Raw genomic sequence first — 15,783 nt, forward strand, 5'->3', positions numbered from 1 at the left:
CATACCCCCACAGAACGTGCAGCGATCCGGCCGAAGTCACGATCGCGCACCGCCGAGCAGTAACCGCCCGGCGGCCTGGGCCCCAGCCGCCCACCTGCCCGCCTTGACCGCACCGCTGCGCCACGAGGCCGCTGTCGGGGCGGGCGCTCCTGCGTCAGGACAGGGACGTGAGCAGTGCTGCCACCGCGTCCTGCTCCCTCGTCCGATCCGGGGCGCTCGTCCGGACGGCCGTCAGGACATGGTCGATCTCCGTGTCGTAGAACCCCCAGGCCGCGCCGTCCAGGGGCTGCAGCCGGGACTGCCCCTCGTCCCAGAGGGTCTCCAGGTTCTTGGCACAGGCGAGGGCCCCGGCCCGGTCCCCTCTCGAGACGCTGGTCCCGATGTTCCGGGTGATGGCCAGCAGAGCCGCCACGTCCGGGGCCGGGAGGTTCTCCTGGGCCCGCGCCGGGCTCAGTTGAACACCGGACGCGGAGGTCTCGCCCTCGGCGAGCGGGTCGGCGTGCGGCTGCTGCGAGGTGTGGTGCAGCAGAAGGGTCGTTCCCAGGGCCGCGACGGCGTAGACGCCCAGAGCCAGCCGGTGACGCTTCGGGTCGGCGGCGGACGTGAGCTCGTGGTCACCGGCGATGGTGTCGGCCCGGCTGTGCGTCAGGTGGGCCACGGTCGCGGCGATGGCGATCAGGAAGACGACGCTGGTGCCGGCCGTGCCGAGTCCCAGGCCCCGCTCCGGACGGGGCGTTGCCAACCAGTCGCCGATGTTGGCCCCCAGAGGGCGGGTCAGGACGTAGGCGAGCCAGAACGCCAGCACCGGCTGGCCACCGCCCCAGCGGCAGACGGCCACCAGGGCGATCAGGGCGGCCGGCAGCAGCACCGCCGTGCCCGGGCCCCACCCGGTCAGCTCCAGCGTCCAGTCACCGGTCGCGGTGCCCAGGGCGAAGGTCACGAGCACGGTCAGCCAGTAGAACGCCTCCCGCGGCACGGTGACGATGCTGTGGATCGACAGGGTGCGCTCACGGGCGTACCAGGCGCCGAGGACGACGGCCAGCAGCACGCCGAAACCCAGGCTGCTGTACTTCAGCGGAAGGCCCTGGCGGTCGGTGAGGACGTCCGTGAACAGGGTGCCGGTGATGCTGACGACCACGACGGTCAGCCAGTAGGCCACCGGAACGTACCGTTTCAGCCGCATCTGCACGGTGAGCACCACCGCGAACACGACGGTGAAGAACAGAGCGGTGCTGGCCAGACCGACGCCGAGGGTCATGTTGATCCAGTCGGCGAAGCTCTCACCGACCGTGGTGCACAGAATCTTGATGATCCAGAACCAGACGGTGATCTCGGGGACCTTGTTCAGCATCTGGTGGGCCTTCGGCCCGGGCGTCAGGTGTGCGGCGGTGTTGGTCGTCATGGAAAGCAACGGTGGGACAGCCACTCTGACAATGACCTGTACGCCGGCGAGGCCGGCACCGCCGCCCAGGGCCGGTCAGGGCCGGTCAGGGCCGGTCAGGGCCGGTCAGGGCCGGTCAGGGCCGGTCAGGTCATGTTCAGACTCACCCGGCGAGGATGAGGGCATGGGCCCTTCCTACCTCGCCCCCGAGCATCTGATCTCCACCTTCGGCCTGCTGGGCATCCTGGCCGTCGTGTTCGCCGAGTCGGGGCTGCTGATCGGGTTCTTCCTGCCGGGCGACTCGCTGCTGTTCACCGCTGGGCTCCTCGTGGCCGGCGGGCACTACCTTCAGCAGCCCCTCTGGCTGGTGTGCCTTCTCGTCTCGGTCGCGGCCACCGCCGGCGACCAGGTCGGATATCTGGTCGGCCGCACGGTCGGTCCCACCCTCTTCCGTCGCGCCGACTCTCGACTGTTCAGGCAGGACAACCTGACCCGCGCCCGGGTGTTCTTCGATTCCTACGGCGCCCGCTCCGTCGTGCTGGCCCGATTCGTCCCGGTGGTGCGCACCTTCACCCCCGTCGTGGCGGGCGCGAGCACCATGCAGTACCGCAGCTTTGCCGTCTTCAACGTGATCGGCGGCGTGCTCTGGGGCAGCGGCCTCACGGTTCTCGGGTACTTCCTCGGCCAGATCGCCTTCGTCAAGGACCACATCGAGCTCATGCTGCTGGGAGTCGTGGCGATCTCGGTGATTCCCATCGGGATCCACGGGTTGCGAGCCCGCCACGCTCGCCGGGGCTCGCCGGCGGCCGCGATGCGAGGGGATCAGGAACCGCCGGAATCGCCCCAGGCCGACTCGGCACCGCTGTGACCGATGCGGACGACCTGCTGCACGGTGCCGACCGCCGCGAGCACGGCGATCAGACCGATCGCGACCAGCACCAGGGGCCGCCGCGCAGGGGCACTGCGCGGGTGCGCCTCCTGCCACCACAGCCACGTCACCGCAGCTGCGGCCACCAGCAGGATGATCAGCCAGGGCAGTAACCCGTCAGCCAGATGTGAGTGCTTCTCGATCAGGGGGTCCGGCCCGACCCGATGCTCGAGGGATTCACCGGACGCGGTGGTGACCGGGTAGAGCGCCAGCGCCACCGCCGCCATGACTCCGGGAAGTGGACCGGCCCAACGTCGGCACCGTGGCCAGAGGGCTGCGAGGGCCACCAGAAGTGCCGCCAGCGGCACGGCGACCACGGTCGCGTGGACGATGAGCGGATGGATCGGGATGCCTCCCACGGTCTCCGGCACGGTCTCTCCCTCGAAACCCGGACGCATCACGCACGGTGTGCGCGGCGTCATTCATCCCTGACTGCCTACAGGGCTCTTCATCGACAACGAGCAGCGGACCTTGATTTTCGCGGGATCGCCACCCTCCCGTCCTGCTGTCCGGACGGCTGTCGCCTGACGACGGACCGACGGCTCGCGAAAAGGCGGTCAGCATCCAGCTCGTGCCGTGAGGCTACGGCGGGGATCCTGAACTTTTCCTGACCGTACCCAGGCTGGGCAGGGTCAGTGTGAAAACTGTTCTGCCGTCGATGACGTGAGCCCGCACGTCTCCCCCGGCGCTGCGGCAGATCCGCCGGGTCAGGGCCAGCCCCAGACCGGCGCCGGGGTGACCATCGGCCGGGTCGGCACGGAACCCCGGGGCGAAGACCCGCTCGGCGTCCAGCGGGTCCAGGCCACCGCCGTCGTCACTGACGGCGATCATGGCCCGCCCGCCGCCACCGGTGATCTCTATGCGCACCTCCTGGACGGCGTAGCGGAAGGCGTTCTCGAGCAGGGGGTTCAGGGCACGGCGGGCGATGTCGCTCTCGACCGCCAGGACGATGTCGAGATCACCGTCGACGACGAGCCGGGCTGCACTGGCGGCCGGTGCCCGCAGACCCTCCAGGGCGTCGCCGACCCGGCCGAGACCGACGGCGGCGTCACGGACGATCCGGGCCGGCACCAGGGCGGTTTCCACCAGCCCTTCGAGACGGCGGATCGAGGTCAGGAGATGCTCGACGGCTTCGGCGCCGAGCGGCTCGTGCGGGCTCAGGAGGTCGACCTCGGCGTGCAGATGCGCCAGCGGGGTGCGCAGTTCGTGGGACAGCTCGGCGGTGAAGTTACGTTCGTGCCGCAGCGCGGCGGCGATCCGTTCCAGCAGCCCGTTGAGCGTGGTGGACAGCTCGCGCAGTTCCAGGGGTCCCGAGCCGGGATCGAACCGCTGTTCCAGATCGTGCTCGCTCCAGCTGGCGGCCTGCTCGCCCATGGCGCGCACGGGATTCAGTGCCCTCACGATGGTGGCGCGAAGGGCGAAGAACGTGAAGACCAGCGTCAGGACGATGAAGGCGAGTGAGGTGACGGCGATCAGCTGCACGGTGCGGTTGCGCAGACCGATGTCACTGGACACCACGATGGTCCCGATCTGGCGACCGTTCTCGGTGATCGGGTAGGCCAGATGCCTCACCGGTCCGTATCTTTCACTGTCCTGGGTGATCTCCCCGACCTGCAGGAGGTCCTGGCGCAGCTCGGCCGACAACGGGGCGCCCTCGACCAGTTCGGCACCGAGGTAGATGGAGGTCCCGGCGTCCAGAGCCTCGTCGTTGCCCTCCCCGACCGAGTTCAGCTCACCGTCGTCGAACTGGACGGTGGCGGCCACGGCCTGGGCCCGGGCGCGCAGGGCGTCGTCCACCTGGGCGGCCAGCACGTTGGCGAGCAGTACGTTGAAGGCCAGCAGGAGCGCGACCGCCCAGGCCCCGATCCAGGCGATGCCCCCCAGGGCCAGACGCCCGGCAAGGGTTCTCGGGGCGAGTCTGCCTGCCGTCGCCCGGATCCTCATCGTAGGCGGTAGCCCACACCGCGTACGTTCTCCAGCGTCTGCGGGAAGTCGATCTGCGCGAGCTTGCGCCGGGCCCGGGTCACGTACTGGTCGAGGGTGTTCTCGCCGACGTGCAGGGCGCCGGGCCACCCGGCGGCGACCAGCTCGGCCCGGCGCACCACCTCCGGGCGGCGCGAGATCAGGCAGGCCAGGAACCGGAACTCGGTGGGGCTCAGGGAGACCTCACTGTCGCCGTACCGGATGGAGTGCGTCGCCGGATCGACCTGGAGGCGCTCGTCCTCCGGCCCCGGCTCCGCCTGGGTGGCCATGTACGGGCGGCGCCTGATCACCCCCGCCACCCGGGCGAGCAGTTCGGCGAACTCGAACGGCTTGCGGACGTAGTCGTCGCCCCCGACCGCGAATCCCGACAGGACGTCGTCCGTATGGTGTCTGGCCGTCAGGAACACAACCCCCGCCGTGCACCCCTGGGCCCGCAGGGCCTGGCAGACGTCCCGCCCGTCGGCGTCGGGCAGACCGATGTCGAGCACCACGGCGTCGGGTGGTGAGGTAGCGGCCGTCCTCACCGCGGCCCCACCCGTGGACACGGGGTCCACGAGGTATCCGGCCCGGCGCAGGCCCCGCTCCAGCGTGGTCCGCAGCAGCCCGTCGTCCTCGCACACCAGCACCCGGTAGCGCCCGTCCTCTTCCATGCCCCCACCCTCACGCACACGGGACCGGTGCGGCCGAACCCCGTCAGGCTTCGTTCAGAGTCGCCCACCCACTCTGACGGGCATGACCTCGTCGAGCACGTCGCCTCTCCGGCACCTGAGCAAGGTGCCCGAAGCGACCGCCCTGTTCTGGGCGATCAAGATCGGCACGACCGGAATGGGAGAGGCGGCCTCGGATTTCATGGGCACCCGCTCCGTCCCGGTCGCGGCCGTTCTGGTCGCGTCCTCCGGTATGACCCTGCTGTGGTTCCTCGTGCGGCAGTACCGGGCCGACCGCTACGTCCCGTGGATCTACTGGGGTGCGGTCGCCATGGTGAGTGTCTTCGGCACCGTGGCCGCCGACGGTCTGCGTACCGTGCTGGGCCTGTCGTACGGGGTGACCACGGTAGTGTTCGCGCTGACCCTGGGCTCGGTGCTGGCCGCCTGGTACCGGAGCGAGCGCACCCTCTCGATCCACGAGATCACCACGCGGCGCCGGGAGGCGTTCTACTGGTGCACGGTGATGGCGACCTTCGCGCTGGGGACCGCGGTCGGCGACCTGACGGCTCAGTCGTTCGGTCTGGGCTACCTCGACTCCGGGATCTTCTTCGTCGCCGTCATCCTGGTGCCGTTCCTGCTCCACCGCGGCGCCTCACTGGGCGCGACCACGTCCTTCTGGGCGTCCTACATCGTGACCCGCCCCCTGGGCGCCTCGTTCGCCGACTGGGCCGCCGTGCCCCACCACGACGGCGGGCAGGCACTGGGCACCGGGCGCGTGACGCTGGTCCTGCTGTGCTCCATCGCTCTGCTGGTGGGCCTGGAGAGCCTGCGGCGCGCGGCGCTGCCCGTGCCGCCGCTCACCTCCGTGGCCGCTCGGTGACGGGCTGGGGGCAGAGCGCCGTCCTCGGAGTGGTGCAGGGGCTGACCGAGTTCCTGCCGATCTCCTCCAGCGCCCACCTACGCGTCGTCGCCACCCTTCTGGGCTGGTCCGACCCGGGGGCCGCCTTCACCGCCGTCACTCAGCTGGGTACCGAGGCGGCGGTGCTGGGGTACTTCCGTTCGGACATCCGGGCCATCGTCAGCATCTGGTTCGTGTCACTGGGCCGTCCCGCGCTGCGCCGTGATCCTGCCGCCCGGCTGGGCTGGTACGTCATTCTCGGCACCATCCCGATCGCCGCGCTCGGCCTGCTGCTGCAGAGCGCGATCGAGAGCACGTTCCGCGACCTGAGGCTCATCGCGCTGACCCTGATCGCCTTCGGGCTCCTCCTGGGCGCGGCCGATGCCGTCGGCGACGGGCGACGCACCATGGAACACCTCACGCTCCGCCACGCCCTGACCATCGGCCTCGCCCAGTGTCTGGCCCTGGTCCCCGGGGTCTCACGTTCCGGCGGCACGATCAGCGCGGCCCTGTTCCTGGGCTACTCCCGGACGGCCGCCGCCCGCTACGCCTTCCTGCTCGCGATCCCGGCGGTGCTGGCCTCAGGGCTGCTGGAGCTCACCAAGATCGGCGGGGCGGACAGCCCGGCCTGGGGACCGACCGCACTCGCCACCGTGATCTCGTTCGTCGTGGGGTACGCCGTGATCGCCTGGCTCCTGCGGTATCTGGCGCACGGCAGTTTCAAGCCGTTCGTGGTGTACCGGGTGGGACTGGGGCTGCTGCTGCTGGTGCTGGTCACGATCGGAGCCGTGCCCGCATCGCCCTGACGACGGGAGGACGCCTACTCCGGCAGGTCGTGCCCGAGGCGAACGAGTGGGCCCGGTTCCTCCCGGGCCGGAAACGGGTCGGCGCCTGCTGAGCGGTGGCGGCGGACGGAACGCCGCCTTTCGTCCGGGGCCCCCGACGCCGCGTCGCCTCCCTTCGGCGGGTCTCGGGCTCAGGCGTCGTCGGCGACGAAACTGCGCAGGTGCTCCCGGATCACGGCCACCATCGCCTCCCAGGCCTACAGGTCCGACGACGGCGACCGGATCATCCAGACCTCTTTCGGCCGTGACGATTCCGTGCGTCCCCCGGTCGGCGGCCCTCACTCCGCGCACCCCCAGGAGCACGGGCGTTGAGCACCGACAGGGTGACCCGTCGCGACCGGTCCCCGCGACCTCGCCCCGGGTGGGTGTGGCTCTGCCTGGAACGAGCGCGGCACGCTCCCTACCGTCGAGCCATGGTTTCTTATCAGCGTCCGATCGGATCCGGCTTCGGCGCGAACACCACCACCGCACAGGTCCTGGAGGGCCTCGACCTCACGGGCACGACCGCGATCGTGACCGGCGGCTACTCCGGAATCGGTCTCCCCACGGTTCGCGCGCTCGCCGGGGCCGGGGCCACGGTGGTCGTGCCCGCGCGTCGCCCGCAGGCCGCCGCCGGCGAACTCGGCGGCGTCCCGGGAGTCGAGATCGCGCAGCTGGACCTGGCCGACCTCGCCAGTGTGCGCACCTTCGCCGAATCGTTCCTGGCCGACGGCCGGTCCCTGGACCTGCTCGTCAACAACGCCGGGGTGATGGCCTCGCCGCTCACCCGGGTGGGCCCCGGCTGGGAGGCACAGTTCGCGACCAACCACCTCGGCCATTTCGCGCTGACCGCGTTGCTGTGGCCCGCGCTGGTGCGCGCCGGCGGAGCCCGGGTGATCAGCCTCAGTTCCGTGGGGCACAAGGCGTCCGACATCCGGTGGGACGATCTGCAGTTCCACAACAGCTACGACAAGTGGCAGGCCTACGGCCAGGCCAAGACCGCCAACGTGCTGTTCGCCCGGCATCTCGACCGGCTCGGCGAACCGGCCGGGGTGCGCGCCTTCTCGGTCTTTCCCGGCGGCATCCACACGCCCCTGCAGCGGTACCTGCCGAAGGCCGAGATGGTGGCACTGGGCTGGATCGATGAGGAGGGCAACGACATCTACCCCTGGAAGAGCCCCGACCAGGGGGCCGCGACCACCGTCTGGGCCGCGACCTCGCCCCGGCTCGAGGGCATGGGCGGGGTCTACTGCGAGGACGTGGACGTGGCCGTCATCGCGGATCTGGCCACCGAGGAGGGGCACAACCGGGGTGTCAACCCGTACGCGATCGACCCGGAGTCCGCGCAACGGCTCTGGGTGCTGTCGGCGGGACTGACCGGCACCGACATCGCGGGCTGACCGGGGACGGGCCCCGGGCCCTCGCCCGGGGCCGTGACCGGTCCGGATCAGGTCCCTCCGCGACTCAGGGCTCCCACCGGCGCGTCCTCGTCCGGGCGCCTGGCACCCGCCTGCCGCAACGTCATCACCATCGTCAGCCCACCGCCCGGCGTGGTCTCGGGAACCAGGCTGCCGCCCATCGCCTCGGTCAGACCGCGTGAGAGAGCCAGCCCCAGCCCGACACCCGTGCCGTTGTCCCGGTCACCGAGCCGCTGGAACGGCAGGAACACGTCGTCCCACTTCTCGCTCGGGATACCAGGACCCCGGTCGATGACCTTGACCTCGACCACACCCGCGTGCGCGCTCACCGTGACCATCGGCGGAGACTCCGGCGGCGAGTACCGCAGGGCATTACGCAGCAGATTCACCAGGACCCGCTCGATCAGCACCGGATCGCCCGTCACCTCCAGGAACTCCTCCGGGAGATGCACCGCGATCCTCTCGCCCGGAGAACCGATCTCGTCCAGGGAGATGGCCACGGTCTCGGCGATACTCGTCGGCTGCGGATGCATGGCCAGAGCCCCCGCCTGCAACCGGCTCATGTCCAGAAGGTTCTCCACCAGCCGGGTCAGCCGGTCCAGCGACTCCTCCACACTGGCCAGCAGTTCGGCCTGGTCCTCGGCACTGAACTCGACCCCCGGCGCGCGCAGGCCACCCACCGCGGCCTTCGCCGCCGCCAGGGGCGTGCGCAGATCGTGACTCACCGCGGACAGCAACGCCGTGCGCATCCGGTCGACCTCGGCCAGCGGACCGGCCGCCGCCGCCTGCTCACTGAGCTGCTGCTGCCGCATCGCCACCACTGCCTGCGCGGCGAAAGCCTGCACCACACGCCGGTCCTCGGCCGCCAGCGGATGCCCGCACAAGGCCAGCGAGACCTTCTCGTCGACCAGGACCTCCGCATCCCCGGCCCCCGGCGTCCGCAGAGTGCGGCCGACCGAGGCGACGACTTCCCACGACTCGGGATCGTGCTGCAGATCGGGACTCGGAGCGGCATCAGGCCGGCGCTGCAGCAGAGTCGCGCCGTTGAGGCCGAACGTCTCCCGCAGCTGATCCAGCAGCGCGGACAACGGCTCGGCGCCGCGCAGCACGTGACCCGCCAGCGTGGACAGCGTCTCGGCCTCCGCCTGCGCGCTGGCGGCCTCACGGGTGCGCCGGGCCGCCCGGTCGACGGTGGCGCTGACCGCGACCCCGACGACCAGGAAGACGGCCAGGGCCAGGATGTTCTCCCCGGACGCGATCGTGACCTCGTGGATGGGCGGTGCGAAGTAGAAGTTCAGGAGGAACGTGCCCAGCAGCGCCGCGACCAGGGCCGGCCACAGACCGCCCACCAGGGCCACGACCACCACGGCGGCCAGGTACAGCAGGACGTCGCTGTCGAGAGAGATCCGGTCGCGCAGCTGCGTCAGGAGCAGGGTGAGCACACCGATGCCGAGGGTGGCCAGGACGAACCCGTAGATCCGGCGGTTGCGGCCGAGGGCGTTCTCCACCTTCGGCAGGGCCCGGCCCTGGCGCACCTGCCCGTGCGTCATCAGGTGCACGTCCATGCTGCCCGCCCCGTTGGTCGTGGTCACACCGACGCCCGGCGAGAACAGCGACTGCAGGCGGCTGCGGCGCGAGACTCCCAGCACCAGCTCGGTGGCGTTGACCCCGCGCGCGAAAGCCAGCAGCGACCTGGGGATGTCGTTGCCGACCACCTGGTGGTAGGTGCCGCCGAGGTCTTCGACGAGCGTGCGCTGCGCCACCAGATGCGCGTGCGAGCCCCCACTGCTGCTCAGCCCGTCGTTGCGGGCCACGTGCACCGCCAGCAGATCAGCCCCCCGGGAGCGGCTGGCCAGCCGGGCCGCCCGCCGGATCAGCGTCTCCCCCTCCGGCCCACCCGTCAGCGCCACCACGACCCGCTCCCGCGCCTCCCAGGTCTCCGAGATCCCCTGCGCGGCACGATAACTGGACAACTCGTCGTCGACCTTGTCGGCCAGCCACAACAACGCCAGCTCCCGCAGCGCCGTCAGGTTCCCCACCCGGAAATAATTCCCCAGCGCCGCGTCGATCTTCTCCGGCCGGTAGATGTTGCCGTGCGCCATCCGCCGCCGGATCGCCTCCGGCGCCATGTCCACCAACTCGATCGCCTCGGCCCGGCGCACCACCTCGTCCGGCACCGTCTCACGCTGCGGCACGCCCGTGATCTGCCGCACGATGTCGTTGATCGACTCCAGGTGCTGCACATTGACCGTGGTCAGCACCGTCATCCCGGCGTCCAGCAGTTCCTCGATGTCCTGCCAGCGTTTGGCGTTGCGCGAGCCCGGCACGTTGGTGTGCGCGAGCTCGTCGACCAGCACCACCTCCGCACCCCGTTCCAGCACCGCCTCCACGTCCATCTCGGTGAACGTGGCCCCGCGGTAGGTGACGGTCCGCCGCGGGAGCACCTCGAGGTCGGCGATCATCGCCTCGGTCTGCTCCCGGCCGTGGGTCTCGACGTAGCCCACGACGACATCGGTCCCGCGTTCGCGGCGCCGGTGGCCCTCCTCGAGCATCTTGTACGTCTTGCCCACACCAGGAGCCGCCCCCAGGTGCACCCGCAGCTGACCGGCCATGACTACGCCCCGGCCCCCGAGTCGAGCGCCAGGTTGAGCTCCAGCACGTTGACGCCCGGCTCACCCATGAAGCCCAGGGTCCGGCCGGTGGTGAACTCCTGGACCAGGCTCTCCACCCCGGCGGGGTCCAGGCCCCGCTCCTTCGCCACCCGGCGCACCTGCAGTTCGGCGTACGCCACGCTGATCTGCGGGTCCAGCCCACTCGCGCTGGCGGTCACCGCGTCCGCCGGCACCGCCGGGCTCCCGGAGGCGGAACCCCTCACCGGCGTGGCCACGTAGCCGGTGTACTCGGTGCCCGGCTCGGCCGGTTCCACCGTCACACCTTCGTAGGTGCCGACGAAGGGCCGGGCCGGCGCGGCCTGGTTGAGGCTCACCACCCGGGTGACCGGCCCGGTGCCGCCGTCGGCGTGCCAGACGCCGAGCACCGCGCCGACGCCGTCGGGCGTGCAGTACGGGCGAGACCCGTCCACGCCCTCCCGGGCGCCCACGGCGAGACTGCGCGAGCAGATCTGGGTGAGCAGACTGGGCGAGGCGTCCGCGCCCAGGGTGTCGACGATGTCCTCCGGCCCGAGATTGGACGCACTGGTGGACAAGGGGTCGTAACCGTCACCGGCCGCGGAGGGCCGGGACTGGAAGTACTGCGGCAGGGCGTTGCCCTCGGCATCGGTGAACGACTGGCCGATCAGTTCGGAACCGATGACCGTGTCCCCCTTTTCCAGCAGCGAGCCAGCGGCCTTGTTCTTCAGCCCGGGGATCTGGGCCACGGCCGTCACGGCGAGCGGGTAGGCCAGCCCCAGGATCAGGGTCATCACGATCAGCAGCCGGACGGCGGCGAGGTGCTGACCGATCCACGACGGGATTCGCATGTTCGTTCTTCCTCGTGAGTTTCAGGAGATTCCGGGGATCGCGGAGATCACCAGGTCGATGATCTTGATCCCGACGAACGGGGTGACGATGCCGCCGAGCCCGTAGACCAGCAGGTTGCGGCGCAGCAGGGTCGCGGCGTCGGAGGGCCGGTACTTCACACCCCGCAGGGCCAGCGGGATCAGCGCGACGATGACGATCGCGTTGAAGATGACCGCCGACAGGATCGCCGAGGTCGGGCTGTCCAGGCGCATGACGTTCAGCGTGTCCAGGCCCGGGTACACCGCGGCGAAGATGGCCGGGATGATCGCGAAGTACTTGGCGATGTCGTTGGCGATCGAGAACGTGGTCAGGGCGCCGCGGGTGATCAGGAGCTGCTTGCCGATCTCCACGATCTCGATGAGTTTCGTCGGGTCGGAGTCCAGATCCACCATGTTCCCGGCCTCTTTCGCGGCCGAGGTGCCGGTGTTCATCGCCACGCCGACGTCGGCCTGGGCCAGCGCCGGCGCGTCGTTGGTGCCGTCGCCGGTCATCGCGACCAGCTTGCCGCCCTCCTGCTCCCGCTTGATCAGGGCGAGCTTGTCCTCCGGGGTGGCCTCGGCCAGGAAGTCGTCGACCCCGGCCTCCTTCGCGATGGCCTCGGCCGTGCGCGGGTTGTCACCCGTGATCATCACGGTCCGGATGCCCATCCGGCGCATCTCGTCGAAACGCTCACGCATGCCGTTCTTCACGACGTCCTTGAGGTGGATCACGCCGAGCACCCGGGTCGCCTCGGCGACCACGAGCGGCGTCCCCCCGGCCCCCGAGATCTCCTCGACGATGTCCTTCACGTCGGCGGGCACGCGTCCCCCGTTGCCCCGCACCCACTCGACCACCTGGGCCGACGCCCCCTTGCGCAACTGGCGTCCGTCGACGTCCACCCCCGACATCCGGGTCTGGGCGGTGAACTCGATCCAGGTCGCCCCGTGGACGTCCCGCTCCCGGAGCCCGTGGGCAGTTTTCGCGTGCACGACGATCGAGCGTCCCTCCGGCGTCTCGTCGGCCAGGCTCGAGAGCTGGGCCGCGTCCGCCAGCTCGGCCACCGAGACCCCGTGCACCGGAACGAACTCCGAGGCCTGCCGGTTGCCCAGCGTGATCGTGCCGGTCTTGTCCAGCAGCAGGGTGTTCACGTCACCGGCCGCCTCCACCGCGCGGCCCGACATGGCCAGCACGTTGCGCTGGACCAGCCGGTCCATGCCGGCGATGCCGATGGCCGACAACAGGGCGCCGATGGTGGTCGGGATCAGGCAGACCAGCAGGCTCACCAGCACGATCCCGGTGACGCCGTCAGCGTTCAGGACCGCGTCGTCCGTACCGAAACCCTGCTCCCGGACGGCGAAGATCGCCATCGGCTGCAACGTGGCCACGGCCATCAGGAAGATGATCGTCAGCGAGGCCAGCAGGATGTTCAGCGCGATCTCGTTCGGCGTCTTCTGCCGGTTCGCGCCCTCGACCAGGGCGATCATCCGGTCCACGAAGCTCTCACCGGGCCTCTGGGTGATCCGCACGATGATCCGGTCCGAGAGCACCCGGGTACCACCGGTGACGGCGGACCGGTCGCCGCCCGACTCCCGGATCACGGGCGCGGACTCACCCGTGATCGCGGACTCGTCGACACTGGCGATGCCCTGGACGACCTCACCGTCACCGGGGATCACCTCACCGGCATCCACGACCACGAAGTCGCCGAGAGCCAGTTCCGGCGCCCCGACCGAGGTTTCGGTCAGGTCGTCGGGCGAGACGACCCGCCGGGCGACCGTGTCCTGCTTGGCCTTGCGCAGGGTGTCGGCCTGGGCCTTGCCGCGCCCCTCGGCCACCGCTTCGGCCAGGTTGGCGAAAAGAACCGTGAGCCAGAGCCAAACGGTGATCGTCCAGGCGAACACCGACGGCTCGGTGACGGCCAGCACGGTGGTGAGGAGTGAGCCGATCTCGACGATCAGCATCACCGGGTTGTGCCACAGGGTGCGTGGGTCGAGCTTGCGCAGCGCGTCCGGCAGCGAGGTCCACAGCTGCCGGGGGTCCAGAAGGCCGCCGCCGGCCTTCGGTCGTGCCCCTTCGGGCGGGTTGGGTTGCGCCGGGGGGCGCTCGGTGGTGGTCGCAGTCATCACAAGTCCTTGAACGGGGGACGCCCGGCGCACCGGATCTTCTCCGGCACCTTCGGCGCGTCAGGGGTTTTCAGCTCAGGCCCTCGGCGATGGGGCCGAGCGCCAGGGCCGGCAGGAAGGTCAGGGCCACGACGATCACGACCACGCCGACGAGCATCCCGACGAACAGCGGCTGGTAGGTCTTCAGCGTGCCCGCACTCTCCGGCGTCGGCCTCTGAGCGGCCAGGGAACCGGCCAGGCCGAGCACGAAGATGATCGGCAGCAGACGCCCGAGCAGCATGCAGACGCCCAGCGCGGTGTTGTAGAAGCCGGTGTTCGCACTCAGGCCGGCGAAGGCCGAGCCGTTGTTGTTGCTCGCGGAGGTGAAGGCGTAGAGCACCTCGGAGAATCCGTGGGAACCGGCGCTGAGCATCGACTCCCGCGCGGCCGGGTCCGCCATCGCGACCGCCGTGCCGACCAGGACCAGGCCCGGCGTGGTGAGCAGGTACAGCGAGGCGAACTTGATCTCGCGCGAGCCGATCTTCTTGCCCAGGTACTCCGGGGTGCGCCCGACCATCAGGCCGGCCACGAAGACCGTGATCACCGCGAGCATCAGCATCCCATACAGGCCGGAACCGGTTCCGCCCGGCGCGATCTCGCCCAGCATCATGTTCAGCATGGCCAGGCCGCCGCCGAACGAGGTGTACGAGGAGTGGAACGAGTCCACCGCCCCGGTCGAGGTCAGCGTGGTCGCCGCCCCGAAGGTCGCCGAGTTCAGCACGCCCAGACGCTGCTCCACGCCCTCCGTCGCCGAGCCCGCGGCCGCCGGCACGGTGTTGCCGCCCCCCAGGCCGTTGCTCAGGTTCAGCAGCGTGATGCTGCTCAGCGCGATGACGCTCATGGCGGCGAGGATCGCGTAACCCTGCTTGTTGCTGCCGACCATCCGGCCGAACGCCCGCGGCATGGCCACGGGGATCAGCAGGATCAGGAAGATCTGGATCCAGTTCGTCCAGGCCGTCGGGTTCGACAGCGGGTGGGCGCTGTTCACGTTCCAGAACCCGCCGCCGTTGGTGCCCAGCAGCTTGATCGCCTCCTGGCTGGCCGCGGGGCCGCCCGGGACGGTCTGGGCCCCACCGGCCAGGGTCTGGATCTCGTTCCCGGCCGAGAAGTTCTGCACCGCACCGGCCGCCACGAAGACGATCGCGGCCACGGTCGCGACCGGCAGCAGGATCCGCAGGCAGATCCGGGTCAGGTCGACCCAGAAGTTGCCCAGGTGCTCCGTGCGGCTGCGCGCGAAACCTCGCACCAGAGCCACACACACGGCGACCCCGACGGCCGCGGAGACGAAGTTCTGCACCGCCAGCCCGGACATCTGGGCCAGGTGACCCATGGTGGACTCACCCGAGTAGGCCTGCCAGTTGGTGTTGGCCATGAAGCTCACGGCCGTGTTCCAGGACAGCCCGGGAGGCAGGCTGTCGAAGCCCAGCGACAGCATCAGCCGGCCCTGCAGACGCAGCAGCAGGTACAGGGCCGCCAGCGAGATCAGGGAGAAGGCCAGCACGCTGCGGGCGTACACGCCCCACGGCTGCTCGGCCCCGGGGTCGACCCCGATCGCCCGGTAGACGCCCCGCTCCACACGGGAGTGCCCGGTGCCGGTGAAGACCCGGTAGAGGTAGTCGCCGGCGGGCCGGTACACAGCCGCGAGCACGACGACGAGCGAGACGACGAAGACGACCCCCGCGGTGGTGTCGCTCATCAGAACTTCTCCGGGAACAGCAGGGCAGCCAGCATGAACACGGTCAGGCCGAGTGCGATCACCAGTCCGGCCAGGTTCAGGAGAGTCACAGCCGCTCCACCCCTCGCACGATCAACGCCAGGGCGCCGAAGAGCCCCAGCGTCAGCAGCAGATACAACAGGTCAAGCACCGCTATCCCTCACACTTTCGACATACGTCCCGGCTTCCAGCCGGCCGTGAGCAAGCACACCGCCCGGCGGGCCGCGAGGGGAGATGCCTTGACGCGTCCTTGACGGGCCGGGCCTCGATCCCGACAGCTTCTTGACACCGGGGCGGGCGCTCACATCTGCGGCGGCGACCTCACCGGGCC

Annotated in this window: 13 protein-coding genes; 4 read left to right on the forward strand and 9 right to left on the reverse strand. The window is 70.4% G+C overall.

The genetic code is table 11. The features are described from left to right. Positions 1–154 precede the first annotated feature (154 nt). Complete coding sequence (locus J2S57_RS30450; protein ID WP_307249415.1) at positions 155–1,402, reverse strand: COG4705 family protein; 1,248 nt, start codon at positions 1,400–1,402, stop codon at positions 155–157. A 163-nt stretch (positions 1,403–1,565) separates the two neighbouring features. On the opposite strand from J2S57_RS30450, the gene J2S57_RS30455 reads away from it, so the two are divergent. Next, complete coding sequence (locus J2S57_RS30455; protein ID WP_307249417.1) at positions 1,566–2,249, forward strand: DedA family protein; 684 nt, start codon at positions 1,566–1,568, stop codon at positions 2,247–2,249. Here J2S57_RS30455 and J2S57_RS30460 read toward each other — a convergent pair. The 3 genes from J2S57_RS30460 to J2S57_RS30470 all read right to left on the reverse strand — a co-directional run bounded on the left by J2S57_RS30460 (position 2,204) and on the right by J2S57_RS30470 (position 4,942). Further along, positions 2,204–2,680: a DUF2231 domain-containing protein gene (locus J2S57_RS30460; RefSeq protein WP_307249419.1), complete on the reverse strand. Its 477-nt coding sequence runs from the start codon at positions 2,678–2,680 to the stop codon at positions 2,204–2,206. The genes J2S57_RS30455 and J2S57_RS30460 overlap by 46 nt on opposite strands. 211 nt (positions 2,681–2,891) lie before the next feature. Beyond that, positions 2,892–4,253 carry an ATP-binding protein gene (locus J2S57_RS30465; protein WP_307249421.1) on the reverse strand — a complete coding sequence of 454 codons (1,362 nt, stop codon included), beginning with the start codon at positions 4,251–4,253 and terminating at the stop codon, positions 2,892–2,894. Beyond that, positions 4,250–4,942 (reverse strand): response regulator transcription factor, encoded by a 693-nt coding sequence (locus J2S57_RS30470; protein WP_307249423.1) that lies wholly within the window; start codon positions 4,940–4,942, stop codon positions 4,250–4,252. The genes J2S57_RS30465 and J2S57_RS30470 overlap by 4 nt, the downstream gene beginning before the upstream one ends. Positions 4,943–5,024: 82 nt before the next feature. Between J2S57_RS30470 and J2S57_RS30475 the strand changes: the two genes are divergently transcribed. From J2S57_RS30475 to J2S57_RS30485, 3 genes are all read left to right on the forward strand, one after another. Beyond that, positions 5,025–5,819, forward strand: coding sequence for a COG4705 family protein (locus tag J2S57_RS30475; RefSeq protein WP_307249425.1), 795 nt, complete (start codon positions 5,025–5,027; stop codon positions 5,817–5,819). After that, positions 5,816–6,643 (forward strand): undecaprenyl-diphosphate phosphatase, encoded by an 828-nt coding sequence (locus J2S57_RS30480; RefSeq protein ID WP_307249428.1) that lies wholly within the window; start codon positions 5,816–5,818, stop codon positions 6,641–6,643. Before J2S57_RS30475 ends, J2S57_RS30480 begins: the two co-directional genes overlap by 4 nt. A 452-nt stretch (positions 6,644–7,095) precedes the next feature. Beyond that, positions 7,096–8,061 carry an SDR family NAD(P)-dependent oxidoreductase gene (locus J2S57_RS30485; protein ID WP_307249430.1) on the forward strand — a complete coding sequence of 322 codons (966 nt, stop codon included), beginning with the start codon at positions 7,096–7,098 and terminating at the stop codon, positions 8,059–8,061. A 47-nt stretch (positions 8,062–8,108) separates the two neighbouring features. On the opposite strand, the gene J2S57_RS30490 is transcribed toward J2S57_RS30485, so the two are convergent. The 5 genes from J2S57_RS30490 to kdpF form a co-directional block, all read right to left on the reverse strand. Then, positions 8,109–10,691, reverse strand: a complete 2,583-nt coding sequence (locus J2S57_RS30490) for a sensor histidine kinase (protein WP_307249431.1) — start codon at positions 10,689–10,691, stop codon at positions 8,109–8,111. A 2-nt stretch (positions 10,692–10,693) separates the two neighbouring features. Next, entirely contained in the window at positions 10,694–11,557 is an 864-nt protein-coding gene (locus tag J2S57_RS30495; protein ID WP_307249432.1) for a potassium-transporting ATPase subunit C, read from the reverse strand. Between the two features lie 21 nt (positions 11,558–11,578). Continuing rightward, positions 11,579–13,699, reverse strand: coding sequence for a potassium-transporting ATPase subunit KdpB (gene kdpB / locus J2S57_RS30500; RefSeq protein ID WP_307249433.1), 2,121 nt, complete (start codon positions 13,697–13,699; stop codon positions 11,579–11,581). Between the two features lie 70 nt (positions 13,700–13,769). Then, the gene (kdpA, locus tag J2S57_RS30505; RefSeq protein ID WP_307249434.1) at positions 13,770–15,434 is read right to left on the reverse strand and encodes a potassium-transporting ATPase subunit KdpA; all 1,665 of its coding nucleotides are present in this window, start codon (positions 15,432–15,434) and stop codon (positions 13,770–13,772) included. After that, the gene (gene kdpF / locus J2S57_RS30510) at positions 15,434–15,523 is read right to left on the reverse strand and encodes a K(+)-transporting ATPase subunit F (RefSeq protein ID WP_307249435.1); all 90 of its coding nucleotides are present in this window, start codon (positions 15,521–15,523) and stop codon (positions 15,434–15,436) included. Before kdpF ends, kdpA begins: the two co-directional genes overlap by 1 nt. Positions 15,524–15,783 lie beyond the last annotated feature (260 nt).

Origin of the sequence: Kineosporia succinea, assembly GCF_030811555.1 — a bacterium.
In the GTDB taxonomy this organism is placed as follows: domain Bacteria; phylum Actinomycetota; class Actinomycetes; order Actinomycetales; family Kineosporiaceae; genus Kineosporia; species Kineosporia succinea.